Annotated in this window: 27 protein-coding genes, 1 pseudogene and 1 other annotated feature; of the genes and pseudogenes, 5 read left to right on the top strand and 23 right to left on the bottom strand. The window is 44.2% G+C overall.

From position 1 onward, the window contains the following. The 3 genes from araA to NYE53_RS14290 form a co-directional block, all read right to left on the bottom strand. A complete protein-coding gene (gene araA, locus NYE53_RS14280) occupies positions 1-1,491 on the bottom strand; it encodes an L-arabinose isomerase (protein ID WP_339245289.1) in 1,491 nt (496 codons plus the stop codon). A gap of 177 nt (positions 1,492-1,668) precedes the next feature. After that, complete coding sequence (gene abnA, locus NYE53_RS14285) at positions 1,669-2,640, bottom strand: arabinan endo-1,5-alpha-L-arabinosidase AbnA (RefSeq protein ID WP_268555689.1); 972 nt, start codon at positions 2,638-2,640, stop codon at positions 1,669-1,671. 199 nt (positions 2,641-2,839) lie between these two features. After that, on the bottom strand, positions 2,840-3,925 hold the full coding sequence (locus NYE53_RS14290) for a M42 family metallopeptidase (protein WP_003229495.1): 1,086 nt from the start codon (positions 3,923-3,925) through the stop codon (positions 2,840-2,842). A gap of 183 nt (positions 3,926-4,108) precedes the next feature. On the opposite strand from NYE53_RS14290, the gene ysdB reads away from it, so the two are divergent. After that, positions 4,109-4,501 carry a sigma W pathway protein YsdB gene (gene ysdB, locus NYE53_RS14295; protein WP_029318219.1) on the top strand — a complete coding sequence of 131 codons (393 nt, stop codon included), beginning with the start codon at positions 4,109-4,111 and terminating at the stop codon, positions 4,499-4,501. 15 nt (positions 4,502-4,516) lie between these two features. On the opposite strand, the gene NYE53_RS14300 is transcribed toward ysdB, so the two are convergent. The 4 genes from NYE53_RS14300 to infC are packed head-to-tail and all read right to left on the bottom strand — an operon-like array spanning position 4,517 to position 5,968. Continuing rightward, entirely contained in the window at positions 4,517-4,786 is a 270-nt protein-coding gene (locus NYE53_RS14300) for a DUF1294 domain-containing protein (protein ID WP_003229490.1), read from the bottom strand. 56 nt (positions 4,787-4,842) lie between these two features. Continuing rightward, complete coding sequence (gene rplT / locus NYE53_RS14305; RefSeq protein ID WP_003222420.1) at positions 4,843-5,202, bottom strand: 50S ribosomal protein L20; 360 nt, start codon at positions 5,200-5,202, stop codon at positions 4,843-4,845. Positions 5,203-5,233: 31 nt separating this feature from the next. Next, entirely contained in the window at positions 5,234-5,434 is a 201-nt protein-coding gene (gene rpmI, locus NYE53_RS14310) for a 50S ribosomal protein L35 (protein WP_003222418.1), read from the bottom strand. Between the two features lie 12 nt (positions 5,435-5,446). After that, positions 5,447-5,968: a translation initiation factor IF-3 gene (gene infC, locus NYE53_RS14315; RefSeq protein ID WP_010886591.1), complete on the bottom strand. Its 522-nt coding sequence runs from the start codon at positions 5,966-5,968 to the stop codon at positions 5,447-5,449. 58 nt (positions 5,969-6,026) lie between these two features. Continuing rightward, positions 6,027-6,157 (bottom strand) — a sequence feature (ribosomal protein L20 leader region). 255 nt (positions 6,158-6,412) lie between these two features. Here infC and NYE53_RS14320 point away from each other — a divergent pair. Further along, entirely contained in the window at positions 6,413-7,075 is a 663-nt protein-coding gene (locus tag NYE53_RS14320; RefSeq protein ID WP_339245293.1) for a hypothetical protein, read from the top strand. A gap of 31 nt (positions 7,076-7,106) precedes the next feature. On the opposite strand, the gene lrgB is transcribed toward NYE53_RS14320, so the two are convergent. The 4 genes from lrgB to lytS form a co-directional block, all read right to left on the bottom strand. Continuing rightward, entirely contained in the window at positions 7,107-7,802 is a 696-nt protein-coding gene (gene lrgB / locus NYE53_RS14325) for an antiholin-like protein LrgB (RefSeq protein WP_003229482.1), read from the bottom strand. A gap of 21 nt (positions 7,803-7,823) precedes the next feature. Further along, positions 7,824-8,264, bottom strand: coding sequence for an antiholin-like murein hydrolase modulator LrgA (gene lrgA, locus NYE53_RS14330; RefSeq protein ID WP_004399155.1), 441 nt, complete (start codon positions 8,262-8,264; stop codon positions 7,824-7,826). Positions 8,265-8,397: 133 nt separating this feature from the next. Continuing rightward, positions 8,398-9,123 (bottom strand): two-component system response regulator LytT, encoded by a 726-nt coding sequence (gene lytT, locus NYE53_RS14335; protein WP_015251493.1) that lies wholly within the window; start codon positions 9,121-9,123, stop codon positions 8,398-8,400. Then, positions 9,101-10,882 (bottom strand): two-component system sensor histidine kinase LytS, encoded by a 1,782-nt coding sequence (gene lytS / locus NYE53_RS14340; protein WP_003229477.1) that lies wholly within the window; start codon positions 10,880-10,882, stop codon positions 9,101-9,103. The genes lytT and lytS overlap by 23 nt, the downstream gene beginning before the upstream one ends. Before the next feature lie 166 nt (positions 10,883-11,048). Here lytS and NYE53_RS14345 point away from each other — a divergent pair, with 166 nt between their 5' ends. Further along, the gene (locus NYE53_RS14345; RefSeq protein ID WP_123372932.1) at positions 11,049-11,831 is read left to right on the top strand and encodes an HAD family hydrolase; all 783 of its coding nucleotides are present in this window, start codon (positions 11,049-11,051) and stop codon (positions 11,829-11,831) included. Between the two features lie 38 nt (positions 11,832-11,869). On the opposite strand, the gene thrS is transcribed toward NYE53_RS14345, so the two are convergent. From thrS to NYE53_RS14390, 9 genes are all read right to left on the bottom strand, one after another. Continuing rightward, positions 11,870-13,801: a threonine--tRNA ligase gene (gene thrS, locus NYE53_RS14350; protein ID WP_041336281.1), complete on the bottom strand. Its 1,932-nt coding sequence runs from the start codon at positions 13,799-13,801 to the stop codon at positions 11,870-11,872. Positions 13,802-14,194: 393 nt separating this feature from the next. Continuing rightward, complete coding sequence (gene ytxC / locus NYE53_RS14355) at positions 14,195-15,040, bottom strand: putative sporulation protein YtxC (RefSeq protein ID WP_021480288.1); 846 nt, start codon at positions 15,038-15,040, stop codon at positions 14,195-14,197. Positions 15,041-15,118: 78 nt separating this feature from the next. Next, on the bottom strand, positions 15,119-15,760 hold the full coding sequence (locus NYE53_RS14360) for a TVP38/TMEM64 family protein (protein WP_268548203.1): 642 nt from the start codon (positions 15,758-15,760) through the stop codon (positions 15,119-15,121). 33 nt (positions 15,761-15,793) lie between these two features. Beyond that, the gene (gene dnaI, locus NYE53_RS14365) at positions 15,794-16,729 is read right to left on the bottom strand and encodes a primosomal protein DnaI (RefSeq protein ID WP_339245297.1); all 936 of its coding nucleotides are present in this window, start codon (positions 16,727-16,729) and stop codon (positions 15,794-15,796) included. 27 nt (positions 16,730-16,756) lie between these two features. Continuing rightward, entirely contained in the window at positions 16,757-18,175 is a 1,419-nt protein-coding gene (gene dnaB, locus NYE53_RS14370; protein ID WP_251233310.1) for a replication initiation membrane attachment protein DnaB, read from the bottom strand. A 114-nt stretch (positions 18,176-18,289) separates the two neighbouring features. Beyond that, positions 18,290-18,748, bottom strand: coding sequence for a transcriptional regulator NrdR (gene nrdR / locus NYE53_RS14375; RefSeq protein ID WP_003223586.1), 459 nt, complete (start codon positions 18,746-18,748; stop codon positions 18,290-18,292). A gap of 273 nt (positions 18,749-19,021) precedes the next feature. Further along, entirely contained in the window at positions 19,022-19,402 is a 381-nt protein-coding gene (gene speD / locus NYE53_RS14380) for an adenosylmethionine decarboxylase (protein WP_003223584.1), read from the bottom strand. Positions 19,403-19,640: 238 nt separating this feature from the next. Beyond that, a complete protein-coding gene (locus NYE53_RS14385) occupies positions 19,641-20,663 on the bottom strand; it encodes a glyceraldehyde-3-phosphate dehydrogenase (RefSeq protein ID WP_003229459.1) in 1,023 nt (340 codons plus the stop codon). 205 nt (positions 20,664-20,868) lie between these two features. Further along, entirely contained in the window at positions 20,869-21,249 is a 381-nt protein-coding gene (locus tag NYE53_RS14390) for a winged helix-turn-helix transcriptional regulator (RefSeq protein WP_003229458.1), read from the bottom strand. Positions 21,250-21,432: 183 nt separating this feature from the next. Between NYE53_RS14390 and NYE53_RS14395 the strand changes: the two genes are divergently transcribed. Both NYE53_RS14395 and ytbE read left to right on the top strand, forming a co-directional pair. Beyond that, entirely contained in the window at positions 21,433-22,623 is a 1,191-nt protein-coding gene (locus NYE53_RS14395) for an MFS transporter (protein WP_327828173.1), read from the top strand. A 23-nt stretch (positions 22,624-22,646) separates the two neighbouring features. Next, a complete protein-coding gene (gene ytbE, locus NYE53_RS14400; RefSeq protein ID WP_339245301.1) occupies positions 22,647-23,489 on the top strand; it encodes an aldo/keto reductase YtbE in 843 nt (280 codons plus the stop codon). Between the two features lie 42 nt (positions 23,490-23,531). Here the strand turns inward: ytbE and coaE are convergent, their stop codons facing one another. The 3 genes and pseudogenes from coaE to mutM all read right to left on the bottom strand — a co-directional run bounded on the left by coaE (position 23,532) and on the right by mutM (position 25,770). After that, positions 23,532-24,125, bottom strand: a complete 594-nt coding sequence (gene coaE / locus NYE53_RS14405; protein WP_339245302.1) for a dephospho-CoA kinase — start codon at positions 24,123-24,125, stop codon at positions 23,532-23,534. Between the two features lie 15 nt (positions 24,126-24,140). Next, a pseudogene (gene ytaF / locus NYE53_RS14410) lies at positions 24,141-24,791 on the bottom strand (sporulation membrane protein YtaF); the annotation flags it as partial. A gap of 151 nt (positions 24,792-24,942) precedes the next feature. Beyond that, the gene (gene mutM / locus NYE53_RS14415) at positions 24,943-25,770 is read right to left on the bottom strand and encodes a DNA-formamidopyrimidine glycosylase (protein WP_339245304.1); all 828 of its coding nucleotides are present in this window, start codon (positions 25,768-25,770) and stop codon (positions 24,943-24,945) included. Positions 25,771-25,789 lie beyond the last annotated feature (19 nt).

Genomic DNA, 25,789 nt, shown 5'->3' on the forward strand with positions numbered 1-25,789 from the left:
CTACTTTTGAAGCCGGTAAAGCGCCTCGTTCCATTTTAACTCGTGTTTCAGTTTATGAATTGTCGTATCACGGGAAATGAGAACACTTTCGATCCCCGCCATTTCCGCCCAATCAAGCATTTGCTCCGCTGTCAGTTCATAAGACAGGCAGGTATGGTGTGCACCGCCGGCTAAAATCCATGCCTCCGCTGCTGTTTTCAATGACGGCTCCGGCTTCCAGAGAACACGGGCAACCGGTAAATTCGGCATGTCTTTTTCAATTTCCTGGCCGTTGACTTCATTCAGCACAAGGCGGAAACGCCCGCCAATATCAACAATGCTAGCTTGAATGGCAGAACCGCTGATGCCGTTAAATACAAAACGCGCAGGGTCCTCTTTGCCGCCAATCGAAAGCGGATGAACCTCGATTTTCGGCTGATCCAAAGCGACAGTCGGACACACTTCAAGCATGTGAGAGCCCAGAATCATTTCATTTCCCGGTTCAAAATGGTACGTGTAATCTTCCATGAAGGAAGTTCTTTTTCCTTTAGCCATGATTTTCATCATCCGTACAAGGGCCGCTGTCTTCCAATCTCCTTCACCGGCAAACCCGTAGCCTTTCTCCATCAGTCGCTGAACGGCAAGTCCCGGCAGCTGTTTCATTCCGTGCAGCACTTCAAACGATGTCGTAAACGCTGTGTATCCGCCTTGCTCAAGAAAAGCGGTTAAGCCAAGTTCAATTTTCGCCTGTTCTTTAATGGACGCTACCTTTGCTTCGTCACGTTTTGTTTCCTCACTGATCACATATAGTCTGTCATACTCGGCATAAAGCGTGTCAACCTCGTCGTCCGTAATGCGATCCATCACTTCAACGAGATCCCCGATGCCATATCCGTCAACCTGCCAGCCAAATTGAATATGCGCTCCCACCTTGTCTCCGTCCGTTACCGCGACATGACGCATGTTATCTCCAAATCTGGCAACCTTAATATGTCTGCTTTCATTTAATGCAGCCGCCGTATCCATCCACTGGGATATTTCTTTTTTCACTTCTTCATCATCCCAATAGCCGGCAATGACTTTTCGGCTAAGCCCCATTCTCGAGTTGATGTAACCGTACTCTCGATCGCCATGCGCGGATTGGTTGCTGTTCATAAAATCCATGTCAATCGTACCCCACGGGATATCGCGATTATATTGGGTATGCAAATGCATAAGCGGTTTTTGATAAGAGGAAAGGCCTTCTATCCACATTTTTGCAGGGGAAAATGTGTGCATCCATGTAATGATGCCAGCACATGTCTCACTGTACTCCGCTTCTCTTAACAGCTCTCTGATGGTTTCCGGTGAAGTGACGACGGGCTTATGAGTGATTTTATATCTGGAAGAAATCCCGCTGAGCCCCTCACAAATGCTTTTAGCATGCTGATCTACGAGTTCCAGCGTCTCTTCCCCGTATAGGTGCTGGCTTCCTGTCACAAACCAGAATTCATAATCCTTTGTCTGAAGCATGTAAACTGCCCCTTTCTCATAAAATAAAACGCTTTCAAATACAAAAGATACGTACTAATGATAGAAAATAAACCTATAAATAAATATTTGTACGAACAATTTTATTATAGTAATTGCCTATTATACTGTCAATCTTTTCTTTTAAAAAAAGCCGGGGGCAGAGCCCGGCTTTTTGATTCAATAGGACGGCCAGCCCGAGCTCCAATTCAAATCATTGATGAGAAGCTTCGGAATGCCATTGTCATTGGCATCATAGGCATGGCGAACAAGAATATTTCCATTTACAATATCCTGGCCTCCAGGCCCTTTCCATTGGTCATTGCCCGAATCCAAAATGGTACCTCCTCCTTCAAGCATGCTTTTTCCGCTTTTATCAAGATAAGGGCCTGTAATGTTTTTGGATCTTCCGTAAGCAATTTTGTACGTACTGTTTACCCCGTCACAGCATTTATCAAAGGAAACCATTAAATAATAGTAACCATTTTGATACGTCAGAGTAGGGGCCTCCAGCGCACCGCCATTATTCGGTCTGGCTGCAATCGAATAGAGCGAACCTGTAGGCTTCATCGTACTCTTATCGAGCTTGGTCAGCTTAATGCCGGTCCAAAACGAGCCGAACGCGAGCCACGGGTTGCCATCCTTGTCGAATGTCAGCTCCGGATCAATGGCGTTATAATTATTTGAGCTTGTCGAACGAATCACCAAGCCCTCGTCCTTCCAGCTCCCCGAACTGATGCTTGTTGAAGATGCCAGGCCAATGGCAGATGTATTGCTTCCAAAAGAAGAAACGGAATAATACAGCCAGTACTTGCCGTTATAGTATTGGATGTCCGGCGCCCACTGGTTTTGACCATAATTCGGCACATAATTGGACCACCACGATAGCGGTGTACTGAAAATAGATCTTTGTACGGTCCAATTTTTAGCGTCTGAAGACTTCAACACCCGCAGTCCCCGTTCTTCATTAAGCCCTGTTCCGAGCGCATACCATGAGCTCCCCTCTTTAATCATAGTCGGGTCATGAAGCAGCTCATTGGATGCACCCCAAAATGCTGCCTCTGCAGGAGCAGCGGAAGTGAATATCAAACCTGCAGCCAGAGCGGCACTCGAAAAGTGTAAGAAGCGTTTCCATGTTTTTTTCTTTTTCAATTTTGTTCAACCTCCTTTATATTAGAGAGCGCTTACAAATTAGATTGTTTATCCTCCCTTCCTGTCAAATCGAGCTGCGTGTCGTATATCGTCATGTTCAGGAAATTTTCGGTATCCTCTTTATTGTAGTCACTATGCTGTAATTTGTACAGACAAAAAAATAGAATCCGCCTCAATAGGCGGATTCTTCCGTATCTTTTTATTGGTACGTAATTTCGTCAACCGTTTTTCGGTCTAACTTCTTAATGACTTCTGTAATTAACTTTACCGCGTTTTCATAATCATCACGATGCAGCATGGCCGCGTGCGTATGAATGTAGCGGGTTGCAATGGTAATGGACAGCGCAGGAACGCCATTTGCCGTCAAATGGATGGCACCCGAATCAGTTCCGCCGCCGGCAATGGCATCAAATTGGTACGGAATGCCGGCTTCCTCCGCAGTGGCTACAACTGCATCGCGCAAACCTTTGTGAGAGACCATGGATGCATCGTAAACGATAATCTGCGGGCCTTTGCCCATTTTGCTCTGCGCTTCCTTCTCGGAAATGCCAGGCGTGTCTCCTGCTATCCCTACATCAACACCAAACGCAATATCAGGCTGAATGGTGTGTGCAGCCGTTTTCGCTCCCCTCAGGCCGACTTCCTCCTGCACGGTTCCGACGCCATATACTATATTTGGATGGTCTGTGTTTTGTAAGTTTCTTAACACATCAATTGCAATCGCACAGCCGATGCGGTTGTCCCAGGCCTTTGCGAGTAGGAATTTTTCATTGTTCATGACCGTAAATTCAAAATGCGGAACGATCATATCTCCCGGGAGTACACCCCACTCCAAGGCTTCTTCCCGGCTTGAAGCTCCAATATCAATAAACATGTCTTTTATTTCCACTGATTTTTTTCTTGCTTCAGGAGATAAAATATGCGGCGGCTTAGAGCCGATAACCCCTGTGATTTCTCCTTTTTTTGTGACAATGGTGACGCGCTGGGCAAGCATAACCTGAGCCCACCAGCCGCCAACAGTTTGAAAACGGATAAAGCCTTTATCTGTGATTTGTGTCACCATAAAGCCGACTTCATCCAAATGTCCGGCGATCATAATTTTCGGGCCGTTTTCTGCACCAGTTTTTTTGGCAATCAAACTGCCCAGGCGATCTGTTGTCACCTCATCAGCAAATGGTTCTATGTATGATTTCATCACTTGCCTTACTTCTCTTTCATTGCCCGGTATGCCTTTTGCATCTGTTAAATCTTTCAGCATGGTCAATGTTTCATCTAATTTTGCCATGTTCCAAACCCTCCTTCATCAGTCCTGCATTCTTATTATACAAAACATGGCGCTAACCATACGACTATTTCACTTGAAAATCGGGTATATGTTTTTACAGCTTTCTTTTAGAAAAAGTGAAACCTTTTTCTATGCTTTTCGTATTACATCAGATCATCACAATAAGGGAGGTGCCTTCACACAATGTTTGTCATGGTTCTAAGGATTATTTTGCTTGCACTTTTTGCTTATTGTATTTATGCCGTGGTCAAATATGTCGCGAATCCTAAGAGAAGGCTTAAGCTGGCCCAATCAAAAGAACATTTTTATATTATTGATGAACAAAACAATACCCGGAAGAATTTTCAGCTGACGTATAAAGGCGTGCTTTTTGAGGGAGAAAAGCATATTCCTTCCAAGGATCATCCGCTGTTTATTCACACGATCTTTGTCTGGACAGAATCTCCTGAGAAGCTGAAGCATTTCTCTGCAAAAGATTTTGAGAGCATTGAAGAAAAAGTGCTGGAACGATATCCAAATTGTAAGATTGACTGGGACCAGCCCATTAAACTCGCAAAAAAAGCAGAAGAGCGTTAAACGCTTTTCTGCTTTTTATAAATCAAACGGGCTGTAGTAAATAGCGATGAGAATCGCTTCAATTACCAGAAGAAGCGGTACTCCGTACTTAAAAGAAGCGTGTTTCGTTTTATGTCTGAAGGTTTGCATGCCAAGCCAGACACCGAGCGCTCCAAACACGATGGCTATCAGCCACAGCCGGTCTTCAGAAATTCTCCACTTGTGCTGCTGCGCTTTGCGTTTGTCAATGCCCATCACCCAAAAACCGCACAGATTAATCAACACCAAATAAGCAGCAATAATCATGTTGCCTCATCCTTTATATAGAAAAAGCCGCTCTGCTGGAGAGCGGCTCTATATGATTACTTGTTTAATTGAGCTTTAGCAGCATCAGCAAGCTGATTGAATGCAGTAAGATCGTTTACAGCAAGATCAGCAAGCATTTTACGGTTTACTTCGATACCAGAAAGCTTAAGACCGTGCATTAAACGGCTGTAAGAAAGGCCGTTCATGCGAGCAGCTGCGTTGATACGAGTGATCCAAAGTTTACGGAAATCACGTTTTTTCTGACGACGGTCACGGAAAGCATAGTTTCCAGATTTCATGACCTGCTGGTTAGCTACTTTGTATAATGTATGTTTTGAACCGAAATAACCTTTTGCTAATTTAAGAACCTTTTTACGACGCTTACGTGTAACAGTTCCGCCTTTTACTCTTGGCATTGAATTTCCCTCCTAATTGTTCCTTATCCGATTACTTGATGTTAGCAAGCATTTGTTTGATACGTTTGAAGTCTCCTGCGCTTACAACAGCACTCTTGCGAAGCTTACGCTTTTGCTTTTGAGATTTGTTGGCGAATAAGTGACTTGTGTACGCGTGAGAACGTTTTAACTTCCCAGAACCTGTCTTTTTAAAACGTTTAGCAGATCCGCGGTGAGTTTTCATTTTTGGCATGGGATTTCCTCCTTATTGCTTTTCGTTTTTCGGTGCGAGCATTAAGAACATGCTGCGGCCGTCCATTTTTGGTTTTGTTTCGACTGTCGCAACCTCAGCACATGCTTCGGAGAAACGGTCTAATACACGCTGACCGATTTCTTTATGAGTGATTGCGCGTCCTTTAAAGCGGATAGAAGCTTTCACTTTATCGCCTTTTTCAAGGAATTTAATCGCATTGCGCAATTTCGTGTTAAAGTCATGCTCATCGATTGTCGGACTTAACCGAACTTCTTTTAAGTTAATGATTTTTTGATTCTTGCGTGCTTCTTTTTCCTTTTTCTGCTGCTCAAATCGGAACTTACCGTAGTCCATGATTCGGCAGACAGGCGGTTTTGCATTCGCTGCAACTAACACAAGGTCAAGATTTGCGCGGCCGGCGATTTCAAGTGCTTCCTGACGGGACTTGATTCCAAGCTGGTCGCCATTTTGTCCGATTAAACGGACCTCACGTGCACGGATACCCTCATTAACCAATTGATCTTTGCTAATAATGAGCCACCTCCATAGTTTCTTCGAATTGATTCACAACTCATTTTGAATGCATTTTGCAGGCAAACAAAAAGTGTGGGCATTATAAAACACCCACACTACGAACATCTGTATCAATAAAAATGTACGGTCAACCTGCCAACTACATGCATGTGTCAATCAGGTGAGAAGCGGGTGCTTCTGCTTGTGATTTATATTCAATTCAATAACTATTCTACACAATACCGGATCTTTAGTCAAGGACGACTTATCCGGAACAACTTTTACATTGTAACATGGGTTTTCTATGAGCGCAAGAGAGAAAAAGAAAATCTTTCAGCTCACCAAAATGCAAAGAACCAACAATTCCCCCCTTATTTCGCAATTTACAACAAAACCACCGACAGGAAGAAATGTAAAACAAAGTTAATATCTGACCGATATAAGAAGCAGAAGGGAGCCTGACACATGAACAAACTGATACAGCTTGCTTTATTTTTCACATTGATATTAACCGGTTGCTCGAATAGCAGCACATCTTCCGAATCAAAAGTCGAAACTGTTAAGACAACTGAAGCATTTCCTCAAAAGGAGCTGGAGAAAGAGCTAAAAAAACTAAAACCCGTTTCATTGGACATGAAGTTGGAGAGTCCACTTGCTACTGAGTTAGGAAAGCGGAAGGCAAAAGAAGAAGCTGAAAAGCAAAGACAAATCGCCGCTGAGAAAAAGCTTGAAAAAGAGCGGGAGGCGAAACGAAAGAAACAGCAGGAGGAAAAAGCGGAGAGACAGCGATTAGCAGAGCAGCAGGCGGCAGAGAATCAGCGATTAGCGGAAGCGGAAAGACAAGCTGAACTTGAAAGACAGCGGCAGGCAGCAATCCAAAAAGAGCAGAAAGCGAACGCTGAGAAAAAGCGGCAATCACAGGCACAACGGCAGCAGACCGAGGCCCCCTCATCTAATAGTAAAAATCCACCATCTCCCTCGAGTCAGACAGATAAAACCATTCAACAGCCAGCTTCAGAGCTTCCTGATGACGATGGTTATGGTTATGAAGAACGAAAAAAGTGGCATGACGATCAAGTAGAATGGGGCATTAAACAAGGGTATATCGATCCCGAAGACGCACCATAAAATAAAAAAAGCCAAGGCATTCAGCCTTGGCTTATCCTCCGATCAGCTGCACGAACACAGGGATGACCAGAACCGTTACCACTCCTACTACGACAACAGCAATACTTGCCATCGCAGCTTCAACTTCTCCCATCTCAATCCCGACTGCTACACCAAGTGCATGTCCGGATGTTCCAAGAGCCAATCCTTTAGAAATCGGATTTTTCACTTTAAACACCTTCAAGAACAATGCTCCGAGCGCATATACGATGACAGCGTTAAAAATGACCGCAAAGGCTGTGATGTCGCTGATGCCCCCGATGCCTTTTGATAAAGGAAGCGCAATTGCCGTTGTAGCCGCCTGCGGAAGCATGCTTTTCATTACGGCCGAATCGAGATGAATGCCTTTAGCGAGCAGATAAACAATCGTGACAGAGCAGATAGAGCCGGCAATAATGGAGGCCATGATTTGCCACCAGTACTTTTTAAGCTTATCTCTTTGTTTGTACAAAGGAATTGCAAATGCGATCGTTGCCGGTTCAAGGAAAAACTTAATGATCTCTCCCCCGTTATTATAATCCGCGTAGGAAAAACCGCCGATTTTTAAAAATGCGATCCCCAGTACCATGGCAACAAACAAAGGAGTGAAAAGGAAGAAGCCTTTCGTTTTCTTAAATAAAAAGGTGCCGATGCCGAATGCAGCAAGTGATACGACAATCCCAAAATAAGGACTCATTGTGCTTTCCATGTGAAGAACCTCCTGTTTCCCTTAATGGTGAACGAGTTCGTTATTGTTCTGCGGGCTTTGCACTGTTTTTGTTTTCATGTCCGCTTCGGTTTTGCGTTTTCCGCTCAGCGACAGAATCAGCTGAGAAAACAATCCCGTAGCCCCCAGCAAAATAATCGTTGCGAGCAGAATGACAAGAACAATTTGCAGGCCGTATTGCTGCATCACACCAAGCGAATTCATAACAGATATACCTGATGGAACAAATAAAAATCCGATCAGAGAGGTTAAAGACGTTCCGAGCGTTTCCACTTGTTCCAGTTTAATGACTTTCAAACATAATAGGAGAAATAATAAGACCAACCCTACAACCGATGCCGGGATAGGTATTGGGACAATAGCGGCAATCATATTTGAAACCAGCATAATGACGGCAAAAATAAATGCTTGTGTTAAAAACCCGTACACTTTTTTAGCACTCATTTTCTTCACCTCTTTCTCTTTGGTACCCTCATTATAAATAAGAATTCCCTGTTATAAAGCGCTTACAAGATAACATGCCGTATAGCGGATCTGAGTTGCAGAATCAAATGGCTGAAATGCAAAAAGCCGCCCATCAAATATGGAGCAGCTTTTTCAATTCCTTCGCATATGTCCGGCTGACCGGTATTTTCGATCCGTCTTTCATGATCAGATTATACGTTGAATTAAACCATGGCTGAATTTCTTTAATATATTCAGTATTCACGACAAAGCTCCGATGGACGCGGATAAAATCAGAATCCGGCAGCTTTTTCTCAATCACAACGAGTGTATCGCTGACCGTATAAGAATGATCGAAGGTTTTTACATTGACATGACCATCTTCTGTTCCGGCATAGATAATGTCCTTCGTATCCACAATCACAATCGATTCCCCCACAGATAGCGCGAGCTTGTGCTGGCCGGCATGGCTGTTTTGCTCTGTTTCTACAATATCCCGATTGACTTTTTTATATTTTTTCAGCGTTTGCTGAATTCTTTCTTCATCGAAAGGCTTGGTTAAATAATCAAGAGCGTCCACCTCAAACGCTTTGAGCGCATACTGGTCATACGCTGTCGCAAACACAACAGCAGGAGGATGCTTCATTTTCTTCAATCGCTTTGCGATATCAAAACCGTTTTCTCCGGATAAATCAACGTCTAAAAACAGCAAATCAGGTTTTTGATCCATCATTTGGTCAAAAGCGGATTCGATATTTTCCGCTTCATTGATTTCCATTTCCTCATTGGTCCGCTTAAGCAAGTAAGCCAGTTCATCCCTTGCCAGCATCTCATCATCAACTATTAACACCCTGAGCATGTTCTTCTCCCTCTTTCATCTGTTGCATTGGCACTTGAAAGGAAACCTCTGTCCCTTTATGAACCTCACTGCTGATATGCAGTGCAGCCTGCTGTCCGAATAAACCGATCAGCCGCTGATTTAGGTTATAAAGCGCTGTACCGGTTCCCTCCTTAGACGGAAACGGTTTCTTTCCCAGTTCCGGCAAGACGTCCGGCGGAATTCCGCGTCCGTTATCCGCCACCTTCATATAGACGGATGCATCATCAGATAAGACACAGACTGTAACCTTGCATATGTCTTGTTTTTTCGGAAACGCGTGCCGAAGCGCGTTCTCGACAAGCACCTGCAAAACAAACGGAGGGATTTCAATCTGCTCCAGTCTGCTGTCGATATTAAGCTCAATTTTATATTTCCCGGGAAAACGCGCCTGTTCTAATGACAAATAGGCGTTAAGATGGTTCAGCTCCTTTGAGAGCGGAATCAGCAGCTGTCTCGCTCCTTGAAGGTTTGAACGAAAATAAACACTGAGCTGCAATAGGAGCTTACGGGTTTTTTCAACATCTGTACGGCATAGCGCAGAAATCGTGTTGATCGCATTAAATAAAAAATGCGGATTCACCTGTGCTTGAAGCGCTTTAATTTCAGCATCCTTGAGAAGTTTGCTTTGCAGCTCTGCTTCCCCAAGCTCAAGCTGTGTCGAAAACAGCATGGCCAGCCCCTCGGCAAGTTCCTCCTCTACCTGACTCAGGCCTGCCGGGCTTTTAAAGTACATTTTTAAGGTGCCGATTGTATTGCCGTTCGATGTCAGCGGCAGAACAATTGCAGCGTGCAAAGGGCATTCAGCATGCGTGCATTCAATCTCTTCCTGCGAAATCGCCTTCATAATATGCCCTGTTTTAATCACCTTTTTGGACAGGCCGGTGATCAAACTTTTCGATGGGATGTGGTGATCCATTCCCGCACCGACATGCGCAAGGATCTTTTCTTTATCAGTGAGAGACACCGCATCTGTTCCTGTCAGCTTATGGATAATAGCCGCTACACTTTTACAGGAGTTTTCATTTAATCCTTGGCGAAAAAATGGAAGTGTCTGATCAGCAATCGTCAGCACTCGATGCGTTTCGAGAGCTCTTGCCTGTTCTTCCTTGCGAATGATCGCTTGAATAATAGACAGAAAAATAAAACTGCCTGTTCCATTGATGAGTATCATCGGAATTCCGATCATGCTGACAAGCTCCCAAGCGTCACTGAACGGCTTTGCCATCAGCAAAATAATGATCATTTGCAGTGACTCCATGCCGATTCCCACAAGAGCGGCGATGCGCGGTGTCGGCATTCGATATCGCTTCGTAAAATACCTGCCGATCAAGCCTGCAAGAACACCCGCTAAAATAGATGATACGGCACAGCTTAAAGCCGTGCTGCCACCGAGTGAAAAACGATGCAGGCCCGCCAGTATGCCGATCCCAGCCCCTACAAACGGACCTCCGAGAAGGCCCCCGATTTCCACGCCCAAAATACGGGTATTCGCGATAGAGCCCGATGGATCTATCGTAAACACCCAGTCATTGTTTACAATCATATTTCTTTGAATTTCGATGCCTGTATAATTGCTGATGATGCTGAAAAGAGAAAAAATTGAAATTAAAATCGCTTTTCCTTTATAGCCGTCCTGATTCTGAAGAGCTTGTCTGAAAAGTTTCGTATGGGCGAGAATGAACCCTAATATAACAATAATCCCCACTCTCTCCAGCATCATAATCATTAAATGAATCATTCATGTCACCTGTTCTTTCCGTTTTCATTCTAGCATGTTTTCGTTTTACGGCTGACTGTTTTTTTAAAATCGTCTGAAAACATATTTCACAAGGCTTTTATCTATTGTAAAATAAAACATGAGCCTTTTGGCAGAAAGATTTGAATCTGAAGCAGAGGAGAAGATCATGAAAGCCGTATTTTTTGATTTAGATGATACACTACTTTGGGACGAAAAAAGCGTCAGAACAACATTTGCAGAAACTTGCTTACAGGCGGAGAAAAAATATGGCCTTGACCCTGAGGAATTCGAAGCAGCTGTTCGCGAAGCGGCGAGAGAATTGTACATGTCATATGAGACGTATCCATATACAGTGATGATCGGCATTAACCCGTTTGAAGGACTGTGGTCCAATTTCTCAGAGCCAATCAGTGAAGGCTTTCAAAAGCTGAACAAGATTGTGCCGGAGTACAGAAGAAATGCATGGACAAACGGACTGAAAGCGCTTGGGATTGATGATCCTGCATATGGCGAATACTTGGGAGAGTTTTTTGCGGCAGAGCGCAGAAAGCGCCCGTTTGTATATGATGAAACTTTTGCTGTACTCGATCAATTAAAAGGCAAGTATGAATTATTGCTTTTGACAAATGGCGATCCGAGTCTGCAAAAGGAGAAGCTTGCCGGCGTACCTGAGCTCGCTCCTTACTTCAATGAAATCGTCATCTCAGGCGCATTCGGCAAGGGCAAGCCGGATGTTTCAATTTTTGAACACTGCCTTAAGCTGATGAATATTGAAAAAGACGATGCCATCATGGTCGGCGATAATTTGAATACTGATATTTTAGGCGCTTCAAGAGCCGGAATCAAAACCGTTTGGATCAACCGGATGGATAAGAAAAACGAAACTGACGTAACGCCTGATTACATCATCAGCAGCCTTCATGATTTGTTTCCTATATTAGAGAAATAAAAAAGCATGATCTCTTCAATGAGATCATGCTTTTTATTTTATTTTTTCGCTTCAGCTACTGCCTTTTTCACAAACTCATCAAGAGAAATCGTTTCAGAGTTCTGTTCTCCGTATTTACGCACGTTTACCGCGCTGTTTTCTGCTTCTTGGTCACCGACCACCAGCATGTACGGGATTTTTTGCATTTGCGCTTCACGGATTTTGTAGCCGATTTTTTCATCGCGGCTGTCGACTTCAACACGCAGGCCTTCACGCTGCAGGCGTTCCTGCACTTTTTTCGCGTAGTCTAAATGCACAGCCGGAGAAACCGGGATGACTTGGAACTGAACCGGTGCAAGCCATGTCGGCAGCGCGCCTTTGTGTTCTTCGATTAAGAAAGCAACAAAGCGTTCCATTGTTGAAACGACACCTCTGTGAATGACAACCGGACGGTGCTGCTTGCCGTCCTCACCGATGTATGTCAGGTCGAAACGTTCCGGCAATAAGAAATCAAGCTGAACCGTAGACAGTGTTTCTTCTTTTCCGATCGCAGTTTTCACCTGAACATCAAGTTTAGGGCCGTAGAATGCCGCTTCACCTTCTGCTTCGTAATAGTCGTGGCCGATTTCGTCCATTGCCTCTTTCAGCATGGATTGCGCTTTGTTCCACATTTCATCGTCATCAAAATATTTCTCTGTATCTTCCGGATCGCGGTAAGACAGACGGAATGTGTAATCACTTAAACCGAAGTCTTCATAAACATCCTGGATTAAACGGACTGTACGGATAAACTCATCCTTAATTTGATCCGGGCGCACAAAGATGTGTGCATCATTTAACGTCATTCCGCGTACCCGTTGAAGCCCTGACAGCGCACCTGACATTTCATAGCGGTGCATCGTTCCAAGCTCTGCAATACGAATCGGAAGCTCGCGGTAACTGTGAATGTCTTGTTTGTAAATCATCATATGGTGCGGACAGTTCATCGGACGCAATACAAGTGTTTCATTGTCCATTTCCATCGGAGGGAACATGCCTTCCTGATAATGATCCCAGTGTCCTGATGTTTCATACAGCTCTTTGCTGCCTAGCACAGGTGTGTATACGTGCTCATAGCCGAGGCTGATTTCTTTATCAACAATGTAGCGCTCGATGACGCGGCGGATTGTCGCGCCTTTTGGCAGCCAAAGCGGCAGGCCTTGTCCGACTTTTTGAGAGTTCGCAAACAGCTTTAATTCTTTGCCGAGCTTTCTGTGGTCACGTTCTTTCGCTTCTTCTAGCATACGAAGATGCTCTTCAAGATCAGCTTTTTTGAAGAAAGCTGTACCATATACGCGCTGAAGCATTTGGTTTTTGCTGTCGCCGCGCCAGTATGCGCCTGCAAGGCTTAACAGCTTAAATTCTTTGATTTTTCCGGTTGAAGGAACGTGGACGCCGCGGCACAGGTCAAAGAATTCGCCTTGCTCATAAATCGAAACGGTTTCTCCTTCAGGAATCGCATCCAATAGTTCAAGCTTCAGGTCGTCGCCGATTTCCGCAAAACGGGCTTTCGCTTCTTCACGGCTGACTTCTTTTCGAACGATCGGAAGGTTCGCATTAACGATTTTTTTCATTTCTTTCTCGATTTTCGGCAGATCCTCCGGTGTAATCGCTTCGTCCATTTCTACATCATAGTAAAACCCGTTTTCGATAACCGGACCGACGCCGAATTTAACATCCTTGTAGATGCGTTTAATCGCTTGAGCCAGCAAGTGAGCCGTACTGTGGCGCATAATTTGAAGACCTTCTTCTGAGCCTTCTGTAATGATTTCCACTGTACCGTCTTCATTGATCGGCGTTCTCAAATCGATTTCTTTTCCGTTCAGTTTTCCGGCTAATGATTTTTTCTTTAATCCCGGACTGATGGATGCCGCGATATCTTCTGTTGTTGTTCCTTTCGCAAACTCCTTGACTGCTCCATCAGGAAATGTGATTTTTACCATATCTGACATCTTTGTCACTCCTTTTTTTGCATATAAAAACCCCGCCCCCTATGAAAGGGACGAGGTTGAATAAACGGAATCGTGGTTCCACCCTTTTTTCCGCAAAGCCAATACGGCACCTGCGGCTCTAAGCTCTGTAACGGGAGTTCCCGTCAGCCATTACTGTTCCTTTTCAAGAGGTTCACAGCTGAAGTTCAAAGGCGGTAAAGCGAATGGTCCTTAGCTGGGAAGCTTGCAGCCAGGGCTTCCCTCTCTTTGAGCCGGTATCATTCCTTCGTGTCCTTATCAATACGTGTGTCTTTCTTAATCTCCTATGTATTATAAATTGTTCAATCCAAAAAATCAACACGATCGCGTTTCCTTTTTTAAACCGACAGCCTTATATAGACAGGCTGCCGGCCCTCATCCTTCCGAGTGCTTCACCGGTATTTCTGCATCTGTAAAAGCATGCAGCGGAAGCATTTCCACTCTCTCTTGAAATACGTTTTGAATGGTCCTTGCCATCATGTGCTCGGGCTGGTCGGTATAAAGCACGACTTCATCAGGCGCAATGGAAATCAGCGGCGCGAGCAAATGAGAATCAATATACATAGGATGATCCCGGACAAATCTCCTGTCTATGTATTTCATTTTTTCCCGTTCCGGCACATAGCGCAGCTCCCATAATGTAAAGGAACCATCATGGACAATATGCACTTTTTTGATTCGCGGCTGTTTGGCGTTCACATAGTCTCTGAGTGTTTGAATAAAGTTTTGATATTCCTGTTCCATCTTATATTCATCAATCGCTGCTTCTGTAATATCTCTCAGCTGCTTATAGTATGATCCAAGTCGGAAGGTCTGAAAGGAGCGAATGTAAAATACTCCTTCCTCTAAACAGATCGTTTGGAGTTCATCCAAAATAGATTGTTTCCGTGAAAGCTTCAGCGGCTCAAACGGAAGATCGTCTGCTTCACCTTCAATAATACTGTGTGCGAGCTGAAGGATTTGCTGCTGTTCATCCTGGTCCGTGAAACAATACGTTTCCTCAATCAATGACAGCATATGCTCGTCTTCTTTGCATTCCAAAAAAAATTTGACCAGAATCGGCTCCATAAAACGCTGAATAGGAAAAGCCGGATTCGCTTTTTCAATCCCGATTTTTCGTATGCCTTCACGGACAATGATATTGTTCCGATCGTCCGAATGCTGAATGAGATGTAAAAAAGCGGCTGCATCATGGTCATCTTCAAAGATTATTTCAAGCATGTTTGTCCCCCCTTACGGCATCTGTTACAAGTATATGGGGGATGTTTTTAAAATAGACGTAAAGGTCACTGGCAAATCTTAATTTGATTCCTGGAACAAGTTTTGCATTTTCTTTCTGAAGATGAACGGCAATGAGATAAACACGATATACAAAGCGAGCACCATAAAGAAAGCGGGCAGATTGCCAGCCAAAAAGCTCGCACCCAGCACATTAAGCGCAATCGTCCCAGGGATGATTCCCACAGCCGTCGCCGCAAAATACGGCAGCGCTTTGACATTGGAAAGGCCTGCCGCATAGCTGACGAAATCAAAATTGATCGGCAGGATTCTCAAAAGAAAGATATAGAAAAATCCGTTATCCTCCATTTGCTTCTGAATGGCTTCAAGCCTTTCGTAATGCCCGTGCTTTTTCGCCGCAAACAAACCGGCCGCAAAAAACGAAACAGCTGAAGCGCACATTGAACCGACTAACGTATAAAACGTGCCGAGAAGCGGGCCAAACGCAAGTCCGCCAGCTATTGAAATAACAGACACCGGAAATAAAACAAGTGGCCTGACGATGGATATCCCGATAAACATCAGAGGTGCAAAGACTCCGAACGACAATACCCATACCCTGATCTCTTTCGGCGATACATTCAAATATATTTTATTTCCCCAAAAGATTAAACCTGCACCTGCCAGCACTGCCAGCCATTTAAAAGCGGTTTTTCGATTCATACCCTCAGTTCCTTCCCCTTTGAACCGCAGCAGTTACTGATGGCGGCGGTTTTCTCCGTCAAGGCGGATCGGAGCAGCCAAATATAATATCCGCTCCATTAATCTTGCCGCTTTTACTTCTTCCTTTTCCCCCCTTTGCGAATACGTAAAATGATGCTTCAGCTCGTCAGGTGAGAAATTAGAAGAAAAGAAAGTAGGCAGCTGCTGGGACATTCTGTGCTGAAGCACCGTTCCGATGACTTCATCCCTTACCCAGCTTGTCATTGATTCTGCTCCGATGTCATCAAGCATCAATACGGGTGTGGTCTTTACCATATTGAGCTTCTCTTCCAATGTCTGGTCTTGCAGCGAATTCTTAAGCTCTCTCACAAATTCAGGCACATAGACAATCATGGAGGAGTACTCTTTTTCCGCCAGCTCATTGGCAATTGCAGCGAGCATAAACGTTTTTCCTACCCCGAATTTCCCGTATAAATATAATCCTTTCCCTTTTCCCGTCTCATTATAGCTTTTCAGGAAGTCTGTAACATGCTGAAACATTGCGAGCCTGCTCGGGTCACTGATATCGACTTGCTGGAACGTCGCTCCGAGAAGATCCTGCTGGATATACATGCTTTTCATAAGAGACTTTTGTTTCTTCTGCTGGTCGAGCTTCCGTTTGACTGGACATTCATAATACTCGATATCAATAGACCGCCCATTGACAACAAGCTTCGGATGGTAGCCCTCCAACAAATTGTTGCAGTTTTCATCTTCCGAACAATAGGAGCAATTCTTGCTTTGTTCGATATATTCATAAAGCTTATTTAAGCTCTTTTCGATCATTTTTTGGTCAATCACTTCTTCGTTTTCCTTCAAAAATACTTGAACATCTTGATCTTTCATGACTTTTTCCTTCATTTGTTCAAGACGTTTTTGGAAATCCGGCCTGCCGGTTACGCCCTGCAGGGAACGGCCGATTGGTTCCATCTATTCCTTCACCCCGCATCTCTGTCTTTAATAGGCAGAGTATTTTTTCAGTTTTTGCATTTCTTCCATCATCTTTTTCTTCTGTTCTTCCAAATCCTGCGGATGCAGCTTCTGCTGTCCGGATTCTGAGTCAGACGCTGTTTCCTTTTCTGTCATCCAATCAGGAAGCTTTTCTTCACGAATCACTTTTTGGTTTCGTTTCGAAGACTTTGTTTTTCCTTCAGCCCATTCAAGATACTGGCGGTTTTCTTCTATTGCGAGCTTCATCGCTTCCCTGACCGTTTTTACCTTTTTGCGTGCCCAATGCGAAGCGATTTTTTGGATATAGTTTTTCGACAGCTTCATGTCGGTTTTCAGCATGACATAATAAATTAACACATTTGTGACGCCTGGCTCGAGCTTCTGTTCGAACATAATTTCTTCTATGATCTTCAGATCAGCTTTTGACGGCTCTGTTCCGTCAGCAATGTCCTGCAGAAGCTTCTTCGGGGAAATCGCCTCCAGCAATGCGATCAGCTTCCCATCCAAAGAATCCTCTTCTGCCGGTTTTTCGCCTTCACGCAGATGCACCGGCTGTGTTTTTTCCACCAAATCGGGCAGCTGTCCGTTTCTTTCAATTTGATACCAGTCGCTCGCCGCTTTTCTTAATGCCTCCGTCGTAATGACGTCACGCTCATCAATTGCGCTCATCACAACATTTTGCATTTGCAAAGGGTCAATTCCGTACAGATAAGAAAGCTTTTTGATTGTGTCCCGCACCTGCTGGGTCATCGCTTTTCTCGGTATCATCGTCTCAGAAAGTCCCGCTAAAAACAAATCAAAATCAAACACATCCTCCGTTATGGTGTAGGACGGAGACTGTCCGACAGAAGTATACTCGGTCCCCTCGGCAAGCCTTACCGTTTCCTCCATATCGGATGTGAGCTTCCATTCACTCGGCTGCAGCGATTCAAACGCATGATTAAACGGACGCGTAATGTCCTTCGCATCTTCTGAAATGGCCGGGTGCGTAAAAAATTGTTTTAATTGCTGATATTTCGTTTTTCCGACTCTATTATACAGAAAAACATTCAGCATTCCGTCTTCAAAAAATTCATTCGGTCTGAGCGGCGGAAGAAGTTCATATATAAAGAGGCGCTCCTGCCGCTCGGATTCTTTCATATATACTTTCAGCAATCCGATGCCCTCGAGCTTCCCCTGTTCCTGATGGATCGTTTTTAAGTTGGACTGTGTCATCCCCATCAGCTGTCTATGTGTGGACTCTCCGCCCCACAGACGGTTTTGTTCAAGCTCTCCCCACAATGTCATATAAAGAGAGAATGCAACAGGGCCGATTAAGGGCTGGTACAGTTGTGTAATAATTTGTCTGTCAATATCCTGCAGCATTGATCTGCTTTTAACCACATACGGGTCTACAGGCAGTACATCTTTCCAATAGTCAGCCATACATTCTCAAACCTTCCGAATTTGTTTCTACCTTTCATTTTACACCGTTTCTTATATCTATCAAATGCCAATTTTGCACATGAGAAAAGAGCTAGAAGAATCCTCTTAGCTCTTTTAACGCTCTTTCTTTATTAAGTCTTTTAATTCATCGATAAAGACGTTTATATCTTTAAACTGCCGATAGACGGACGCGAACCGCACATATGCGACTTCGTCAATCTTAGCCAGCCGGTCCATGACCATTTCTCCGACGAGCTCACTTTTCACCTCGGAGCAGCCTTGATTGCGAAGCTCTTTTTCAATATCAAAGCACATGTCTTCAAGCGTTTTGAGTGAAACAGGCCTTTTTTCACATGCTTTTATGAGCCCGCGCAGCATTTTTTCTCTGCTGAATTCCTCACGCACACCTTCTTTTTTCACGACGATGAGCGGGGTTTCCTCCACTTTCTCAAAGGTCGTAAACCGGTAGTGGCAGGATTCGCACTCGCGTCTTCGGCGAATCGACTTTCCGTCATCCACAGGCCGTGAATCAAGGACTCGTGTTCCGTTATGCTGGCATGAAGGACATTTCAATAAAATCAGCTCCCAACTATATCGTTCCCTGCAATGTATTTTCGGCAGCCTCCGCCTTTTAAAAATAGATGTGACAGCATCTGTCGGGAGAGCCGTTGTTAAATTTGTTTCTATAGCATTAGGTGGTTTGTGAAAATCTCCTTCTTATTTTACAAAAAAAATGAAAAAAGAAAAAGCTGACACTCTCGTTTCTTTATAAAAATAAAAGGAGCATAAGCTAAAAAGCGCATAATGGCTTTCTAGCTTCAGCTCCCTTTGTGTTCGCAATTTACTTTATAGTACTTTCGCTTGCGCCTGTTTAATTTGCACAGGCCCCATTCCTCTTGGTATTTCAATGTTTTCTCTTGTATCAGCATGTAATGCCTCTGCAATGTAATCAGCAGCGACATTAGGATCTAAGTCTCCACAAGTATAAACATCAATGCTCGCATATCCGTGCTCAGGAAAACTGTGAATCGTTAAGTGTGATTCAGAAATAATCACAACTCCGCTTACGCCTTGCGGTGCAAATTTGTGAAATGCAACCTCGCGCACCTCAGCACCTGATTTTAGAGCAGCATTTACAAACGTTTTTTCAATAAAATCCATGTCATTCAGCTTATCAAAATCGCATCCCCATAGCTCGGAGATAACGTGACGCCCCATTGTTTCCATAGTCATGGACCCCCCTTAACAAGAATTAAAAAGTGAAATTCCAACAACTGGGTCGGCCATTTACCACGGGGGAAAGTTAGTCCGGAGAGGTCCTAACCCTTTAAGTAATTCCGAAACAGTCTCAAGCAAGAAGTTCACGAAAAATAGTATACTGTGTTTAAGTCTAATTTGCAAGGTGCGTTTTTTCAGAAATATGTTGTTAAGGGTTTTTTCTTTAAAATGTGTCCATGACCTTATTTTATACAGCAGAAGGATGTTTCATTCGTGCCGCTACATGGCGGATCAGATCAACAACTCTGCAGGAGTAGCCCCATTCGTTGTCATACCACGCCAGCACCTTTACTTTCCTGTCTTCCATTACCATTGTTGTAAGCCCGTCAATGACCGCTGAATGCGGATTCGTATTATAATCAGTCGAAACGAGCGGTTCATCTGAGTAATCAAGTACACCGTACATCGACGTTTTGGCAGCGCGTTTAAATGCCTCGTTTACTTCTTCAGCCGTAACATCCGTTTTCAGATCAACAACGAGATCAACCAATGAGACGTTCGGAACAGGGACACGCAAGGCGAGGCCGTGAAGTTTTCCTTTCAGATGCGGCAGCACAAGTGAAAGCGCCTTTGCCGCTCCTGTTGTCGTCGGAATGATGGATTCACCGCAAGCCCGCGCCCGGCGCAAATCTTTGTGCGGGTTATCAATATTTTTTTGGTCATTTGTATACGCATGAACTGTAGTCATCAGACCGCTCTCAATGCCAAACTCTTCATCCAGCACCTTTACAACAGGCGCAAGGCAATTTGTCGTGCATGACGCATTTGAAATAATGACGTGGCGCTCAGCGTCAAATTGGTCCTCATTTACGCCCATCACAATGGTAACGTCTTCATTTTTTCCCGGAGCGGTCAAAATCACTTTTTTTGCGCCTGCTTCTATATGGCCCATCGCTTTATCTTTAGCATTAAACTTCCCTGTTGCTTCGACGACTATGTCAATATCATATTCCCGCCAAGGCAGCTGTTTTGGATCACGGCTGTTTAACAAAAGCACTTTCTTTCCATTTACGATCAGGCTGTCTTCACCAGCCACAACCTCTTTGTCGTATCTGCCGTGAATTGTGTCATACTTTATTAAATGAGCCAGCGTTTCTGCGGAATAGCTGGCGTTAATGGCCACTACTTGAATTTGATCGTCTAACATCGCTTTTCTAAAAACCATTCTTCCGATTCTTCCAAACCCGTTGATCGCTACTTTTACCTTCATGTTGGACACCCCTTATCAATTATGCCATCCTAATTTGTTACTATCTAAAATTAGTATAACACATTAAAACGAATTCGCCAGTACATATTGATAAAAATCAACGATTATAACGCTAATTTATGATGCATCTTATGTTTTCTTGCACAGAATATCAGGCGTAAGAACCAAAAAGCAGCCAGCGCTCCGCACTGACTGCCCTCATGCTTTATGATTCCTGTTTTAACTTATCATTGAGCACACTTTCTTCTAGCACAGAAAATGTATCCCCGTACACTCTGTTAATATGATTCGCTCCCCAAGCACACAGCATATCTAAAATCCCTTCTAAGCTGCGGCCGTATTCGCTGAGCTCGTATTCCACTTTGGGAGGAACTTGATTATATACGATTCGGTTAATGACACCGTCCGCTTCCAGCTCGCGCAGCTGCTGAGTCAGCATTTTTTGCGTGATGTTGGGCATTAGGCGTTTTAATTCGCTTGTGCGTTTTTTTCCGTGCGTCAGATGGCATAAAATGACGCATTTCCATTTCCCACCGATCACTTCAAGAGTCGCTTCAACAGAAATGTTATATTTTTTCTTCTCCATACAATCCATTCTCCTCACAGGCACCAAAAAGTGACTATAGCACTTCAAAGTACGTACTTTTATTTCTTAACGATATGTTTCATAATCACATTTGCCGGCTGATTTGAATCTGCTCTTTTTTATTTATATAGCTTACTCGGCAGAATTTCAATCATACAACACATCTTACAAAGGAGGAACATCATGACTTCAGCCAATAAAAGCAGTATTCCTGCACTACTGGCTTTGGCCGTAAGTGCATTCGCAATAGGGACAACTGAATTTATCAGTGTCGGCCTTTTGCCGCTCATTGCTGATGACCTGGATATTCCCGTCACGACAGCAGGATTGACCGTTTCCCTTTATGCGCTCGGCGTTACATTTGGGGCACCTATATTAACTTCATTGACCTCAAGCATGTCACGTAAGACACTATTGCTTTGGATCATGTTTATTTTTATTGCCGGTAATACGATGGCAGCAACCGCTTCAAGCATCGGGATTTTACTAGCAGCACGTGTGATATCGGCATTTTCGCACGGTGTGTTTATGTCGATCGGTTCGACAATCGCAGCGGATATTGTCCCGGAGGATAAAAGGGCTAGCGCGATTTCAATTATGTTTACCGGCCTCACTGTGGCAACTGTAACCGGAGTTCCTTTTGGGACATTTATCGGCCAGCAGTTCGGCTGGCGTTTCGCCTTTATGGTCATTATCGCCGTCGGAATCATTGCTTTCATTACAAATGGCATTCTTGTACCGTCCAAATTACGAAAAGGGACGAAAACAACGATGCGGGATCAATTGAAGCTTGTGACAAACAGCCGGTTATTGCTTTTATTTGTCATTACAGCGCTTGGATACGGAGGAACATTCGTTGTGTTCACGTATCTGTCTCCCCTGCTTCAGGAAGTAACAGGCTTCAAAGCCGGGACTGTTGCAGTGATTCTGCTCGGATACGGAATAGCTATCGCGATCGGCAATATGATTGGCGGAAAGCTGTCAAACCGAAATCCGATTGCCGCTTTATTCTATATGTTTATCGTACAAGCAATCGTTCTATTCGTACTGACATTTACAGCCCCCTATCAAGCAGCAGGGCTCATTACCATTCTCTGTATGGGATTGCTGGCCTTTATGAACGTGCCCGGCCTTCAGGTGTATGTCGTCATGCTAGCTGAGCGTTTTGTCCCGAGTGCAGTTGACGTCGCATCCGCAATGAATATCGCTGCTTTTAATGCAGGGATCGCGCTTGGATCATACCTTGGCGGTGTGATCACCGATTCAATCGGATTGATTCATACCGCTTGGATAGGCGGATTAATGGTGGTCGGTGCAGTCATTTTAACAGGCTGGAGCCGCTTAATGGAAAATCGAGATCGGCAGGAAGCCTGACAATTTTAAAGGAGGAAATGAACATGACAACACATTTACAAGCAAAAGCAACACTTCATAATGGGGTAGAAATGCCTTGGTTCGGCCTCGGCGTGTTCCAAGTGGAAGAAGGATCTGAACTGGTAAGCGCAGTTAAAACTGCCATTGTTCAGGGGTACCGCAGTATTGATACTGCAGCTATCTATGGAAATGAAGCTGGCGTTGGAGAAGGGATTCGGGAAGGCATTGAAGAAGCAGGCATTTCAAGAGAGGATCTGTTTATCACATCGAAAGTATGGAATGCGGATTTAGGCTACGAAGAAACACTCGCCGCGTTTGAAACAAGCCTATCCAAACTCGGTCTGGATTATTTGGATCTATACCTCATCCACTGGCCTGTAGAAGGAAAGTATAAAGAAGCTTGGAGAGCGCTTGAAACGCTGTATAAAGAAGGCCGTATCAAAGCGATTGGCGTAAGCAACTTCCAAATTCACCATCTTGAAGATCTGATGACGGCAGCTGAAATTAAGCCTATGATTAACCAAGTGGAATTTCACCCGCGCCTCACACAAAAAGAGTTGATAAGATACTGCCAAAATCAGGGCATCCAGATGGAGGCTTGGTCACCTTTAATGCAGGGACAGCTGCTGGATCACCCTGTATTGGCTGACATCGCTCAAACATATAATAAATCTGTCGCACAAATTATTTTGCGCTGGGATCTGCAGCATGGCATCATTACGATTCCTAAATCAACGAAGGAACACCGAATTAAAGAAAACGCAAGCGTATTTGACTTTGAATTAACGCAGGATGACATGAACCGAATCGATGCACTGAATGAAAACTTGCGCGTCGGTCCTGATCCGGACAACTTTGATTTTTAATGGCAAAAAAACACCGTTCAATATGAACGGTGTTTTTTTGTATTATGCCCAGCTGTTCATGATTTCATCAAGCTGCTTTTTAGTCTCTTCAAGCGTGCCGCTGTTATCAATGACTTGATCTGCTCTTGCTGTTTTTTCCTCTAAGGGCATTTGAGAGCGGATACGGCTGACTGCTTCTTCTTCCGTCAGCTGATTGCGCTTCATCAGACGTTCCAGTTGAAGCTCTTTTGTCACACTGACCACAATAATTTTATCAACCAATGATTCCAATTTGCTTTCGAACAATAGCGGGATATCCAATACAACAAATGCCTCCCGATTTGCAACGGCTTCATCACGGCGATTGAGCATTTCCTGCCTGACTGCGGGATGAACAATTGCATTTAAAGCGAGACGTTTTTGTTCATTTGTAAATACCAGCGCTCCAAGCTTTTTTCTATCTATATCGCCATTTGAGAGCAGTATGTCTTCACCGAATTCGTCAATGATTTGCCGGTAGGCCGGCATCCCTTTTTCTACCGCTTGTTTTGCAATGATATCTGCATCTATAACTGTTATTCCTTTTTCAATCAGCATATTGGCTACCGTGCTTTTGCCGCTAGCTATTCCTCCCGTTAAACCAATGACTAAGGTCAAGAGATCCACTCCTTTTTACAATTTCCAGAGCCCAATCGTGATTAATAGAAGCCCCGGCAAAAACGCCATTTTATCGATCCATTTCCACTTAGATAGAAAATGGCCGGCATTGATTCCAATTGATACAAACAGCGAGCTCATGATTGCCACGGCGATGCTCATCACAATCGGCGAAAAACCGAGAATGGCTGCGCCTATACCTGCTCCAAAGGCATCAATCGATAAGGCAAATCCCAATAAGACCGCCTCAATTCCGTTGATCACACCCGATTTGTCGATATCCGCACTCATGGGTTTTCTCAAAATATGAATCACAATCCCTAATGACCGAACCTCTAAATTAAGCAGTGTTTTTTCATGCAATAGGTATTCTTTATCTTTTGCCGGTTTGAAAAATTGATACAGAACCCACGCACCGATTCCAACCAATATCAAACCGCCAAGCTTCTCCGTCACATATACAGGAAAAAACTTTGTGAGAAAGCTTCCGATCAGCATGGATATAAACATGACAGCACCGGAACAGCAGGCGATAACCAAAATCGCTTTAAACGGTATTTTCATTTTTCTCAATCCGTACGTAAATCCGACTGAAAAACTGTCCAAGCTGACAGCCAACGCCAGCAGCAGTATAGAAACCATTTGCATATCCGTTTCTTCCTTTCTGTTGGTGCTCTTGTATCAGATGTGAAATGCCCGGGATTCATCACAATCATATATATGGGAAAGTGAAAAATCCGTGTTTCAAAAATGGCATCCTCAATTCCAGAGTTACTGATATATGCACCGACAGCTTGGACGATGAAGCATTATGCTGCTACTTTTTCTGGCACTTTGCGCAAAAATGCGTGCCTCTTCCTCCAACGACAATTTTCGAAATCATCGTTCCGCAATTTTTGCATGGCTCGTCTTTTTTTCCGTACACAAAATGCTGCAGCTGGAACATTCCGATTTCTCCTTGGGAGTTGATATAAGAACGGACTGTGCTTCCGCCCGCATCAATCGCCTCCTGCAGGGTGTTTTTGATTTCAGCGTGAAGGGTTTTGATTGTTTTATCTGATAATTGATTTGCTTTTGTCTCGGGATGGACACCCGCTCTGAAAAGAGCCTCATCCACATAAATGTTCCCTAGTCCAACTACCGTTTTTTGATCCAGTAGGGCAGTTTTGACAGCGCGGTTTGTTTTCACAAGCCGTTCTTTTAAATACGCACTCGTAAATTCTTCTGCATCCGGCTCCGGACCTAACTGAGAAAGCGGGAGCTCGCCCGCTTCTTCTCCCGGTTTAAATAAGTGCATGGTTCCAAATTTCCGCACATCCCTGTACCGGAGCTGGGTTCCATCCGTCATCGTGAATATGACATGCACGTGTTTATCGTCAGGCTCCTCGGCTTGATGAAGACCGTATTTTCCTTCCATTCGAAGGTGAGAAACCATAACATAATGATCTAAATGAAACAGTAAAAACTTTCCCCGTCTTCCGATGGACTGTATCGTTTCTCCTGCTAGTTTTCGCGCAAATTCCTCCGGTTCGGCAGGCCGTTTGATGATATTCGGCCATCTGATCTCTACCGATTTGATTGTTTTTCCCTTTACAAGCCCGGTCAGAGTGCGCCGGACCGTCTCAACCTCTGGTAATTCCGGCACATCCATCACTTCCTATCTC

Source organism: Bacillus sp. FSL R5-0523 (assembly GCF_037975295.1).
In the GTDB taxonomy this organism is placed as follows: Bacteria; Bacillota; Bacilli; order Bacillales; family Bacillaceae; genus Bacillus; species Bacillus subtilis.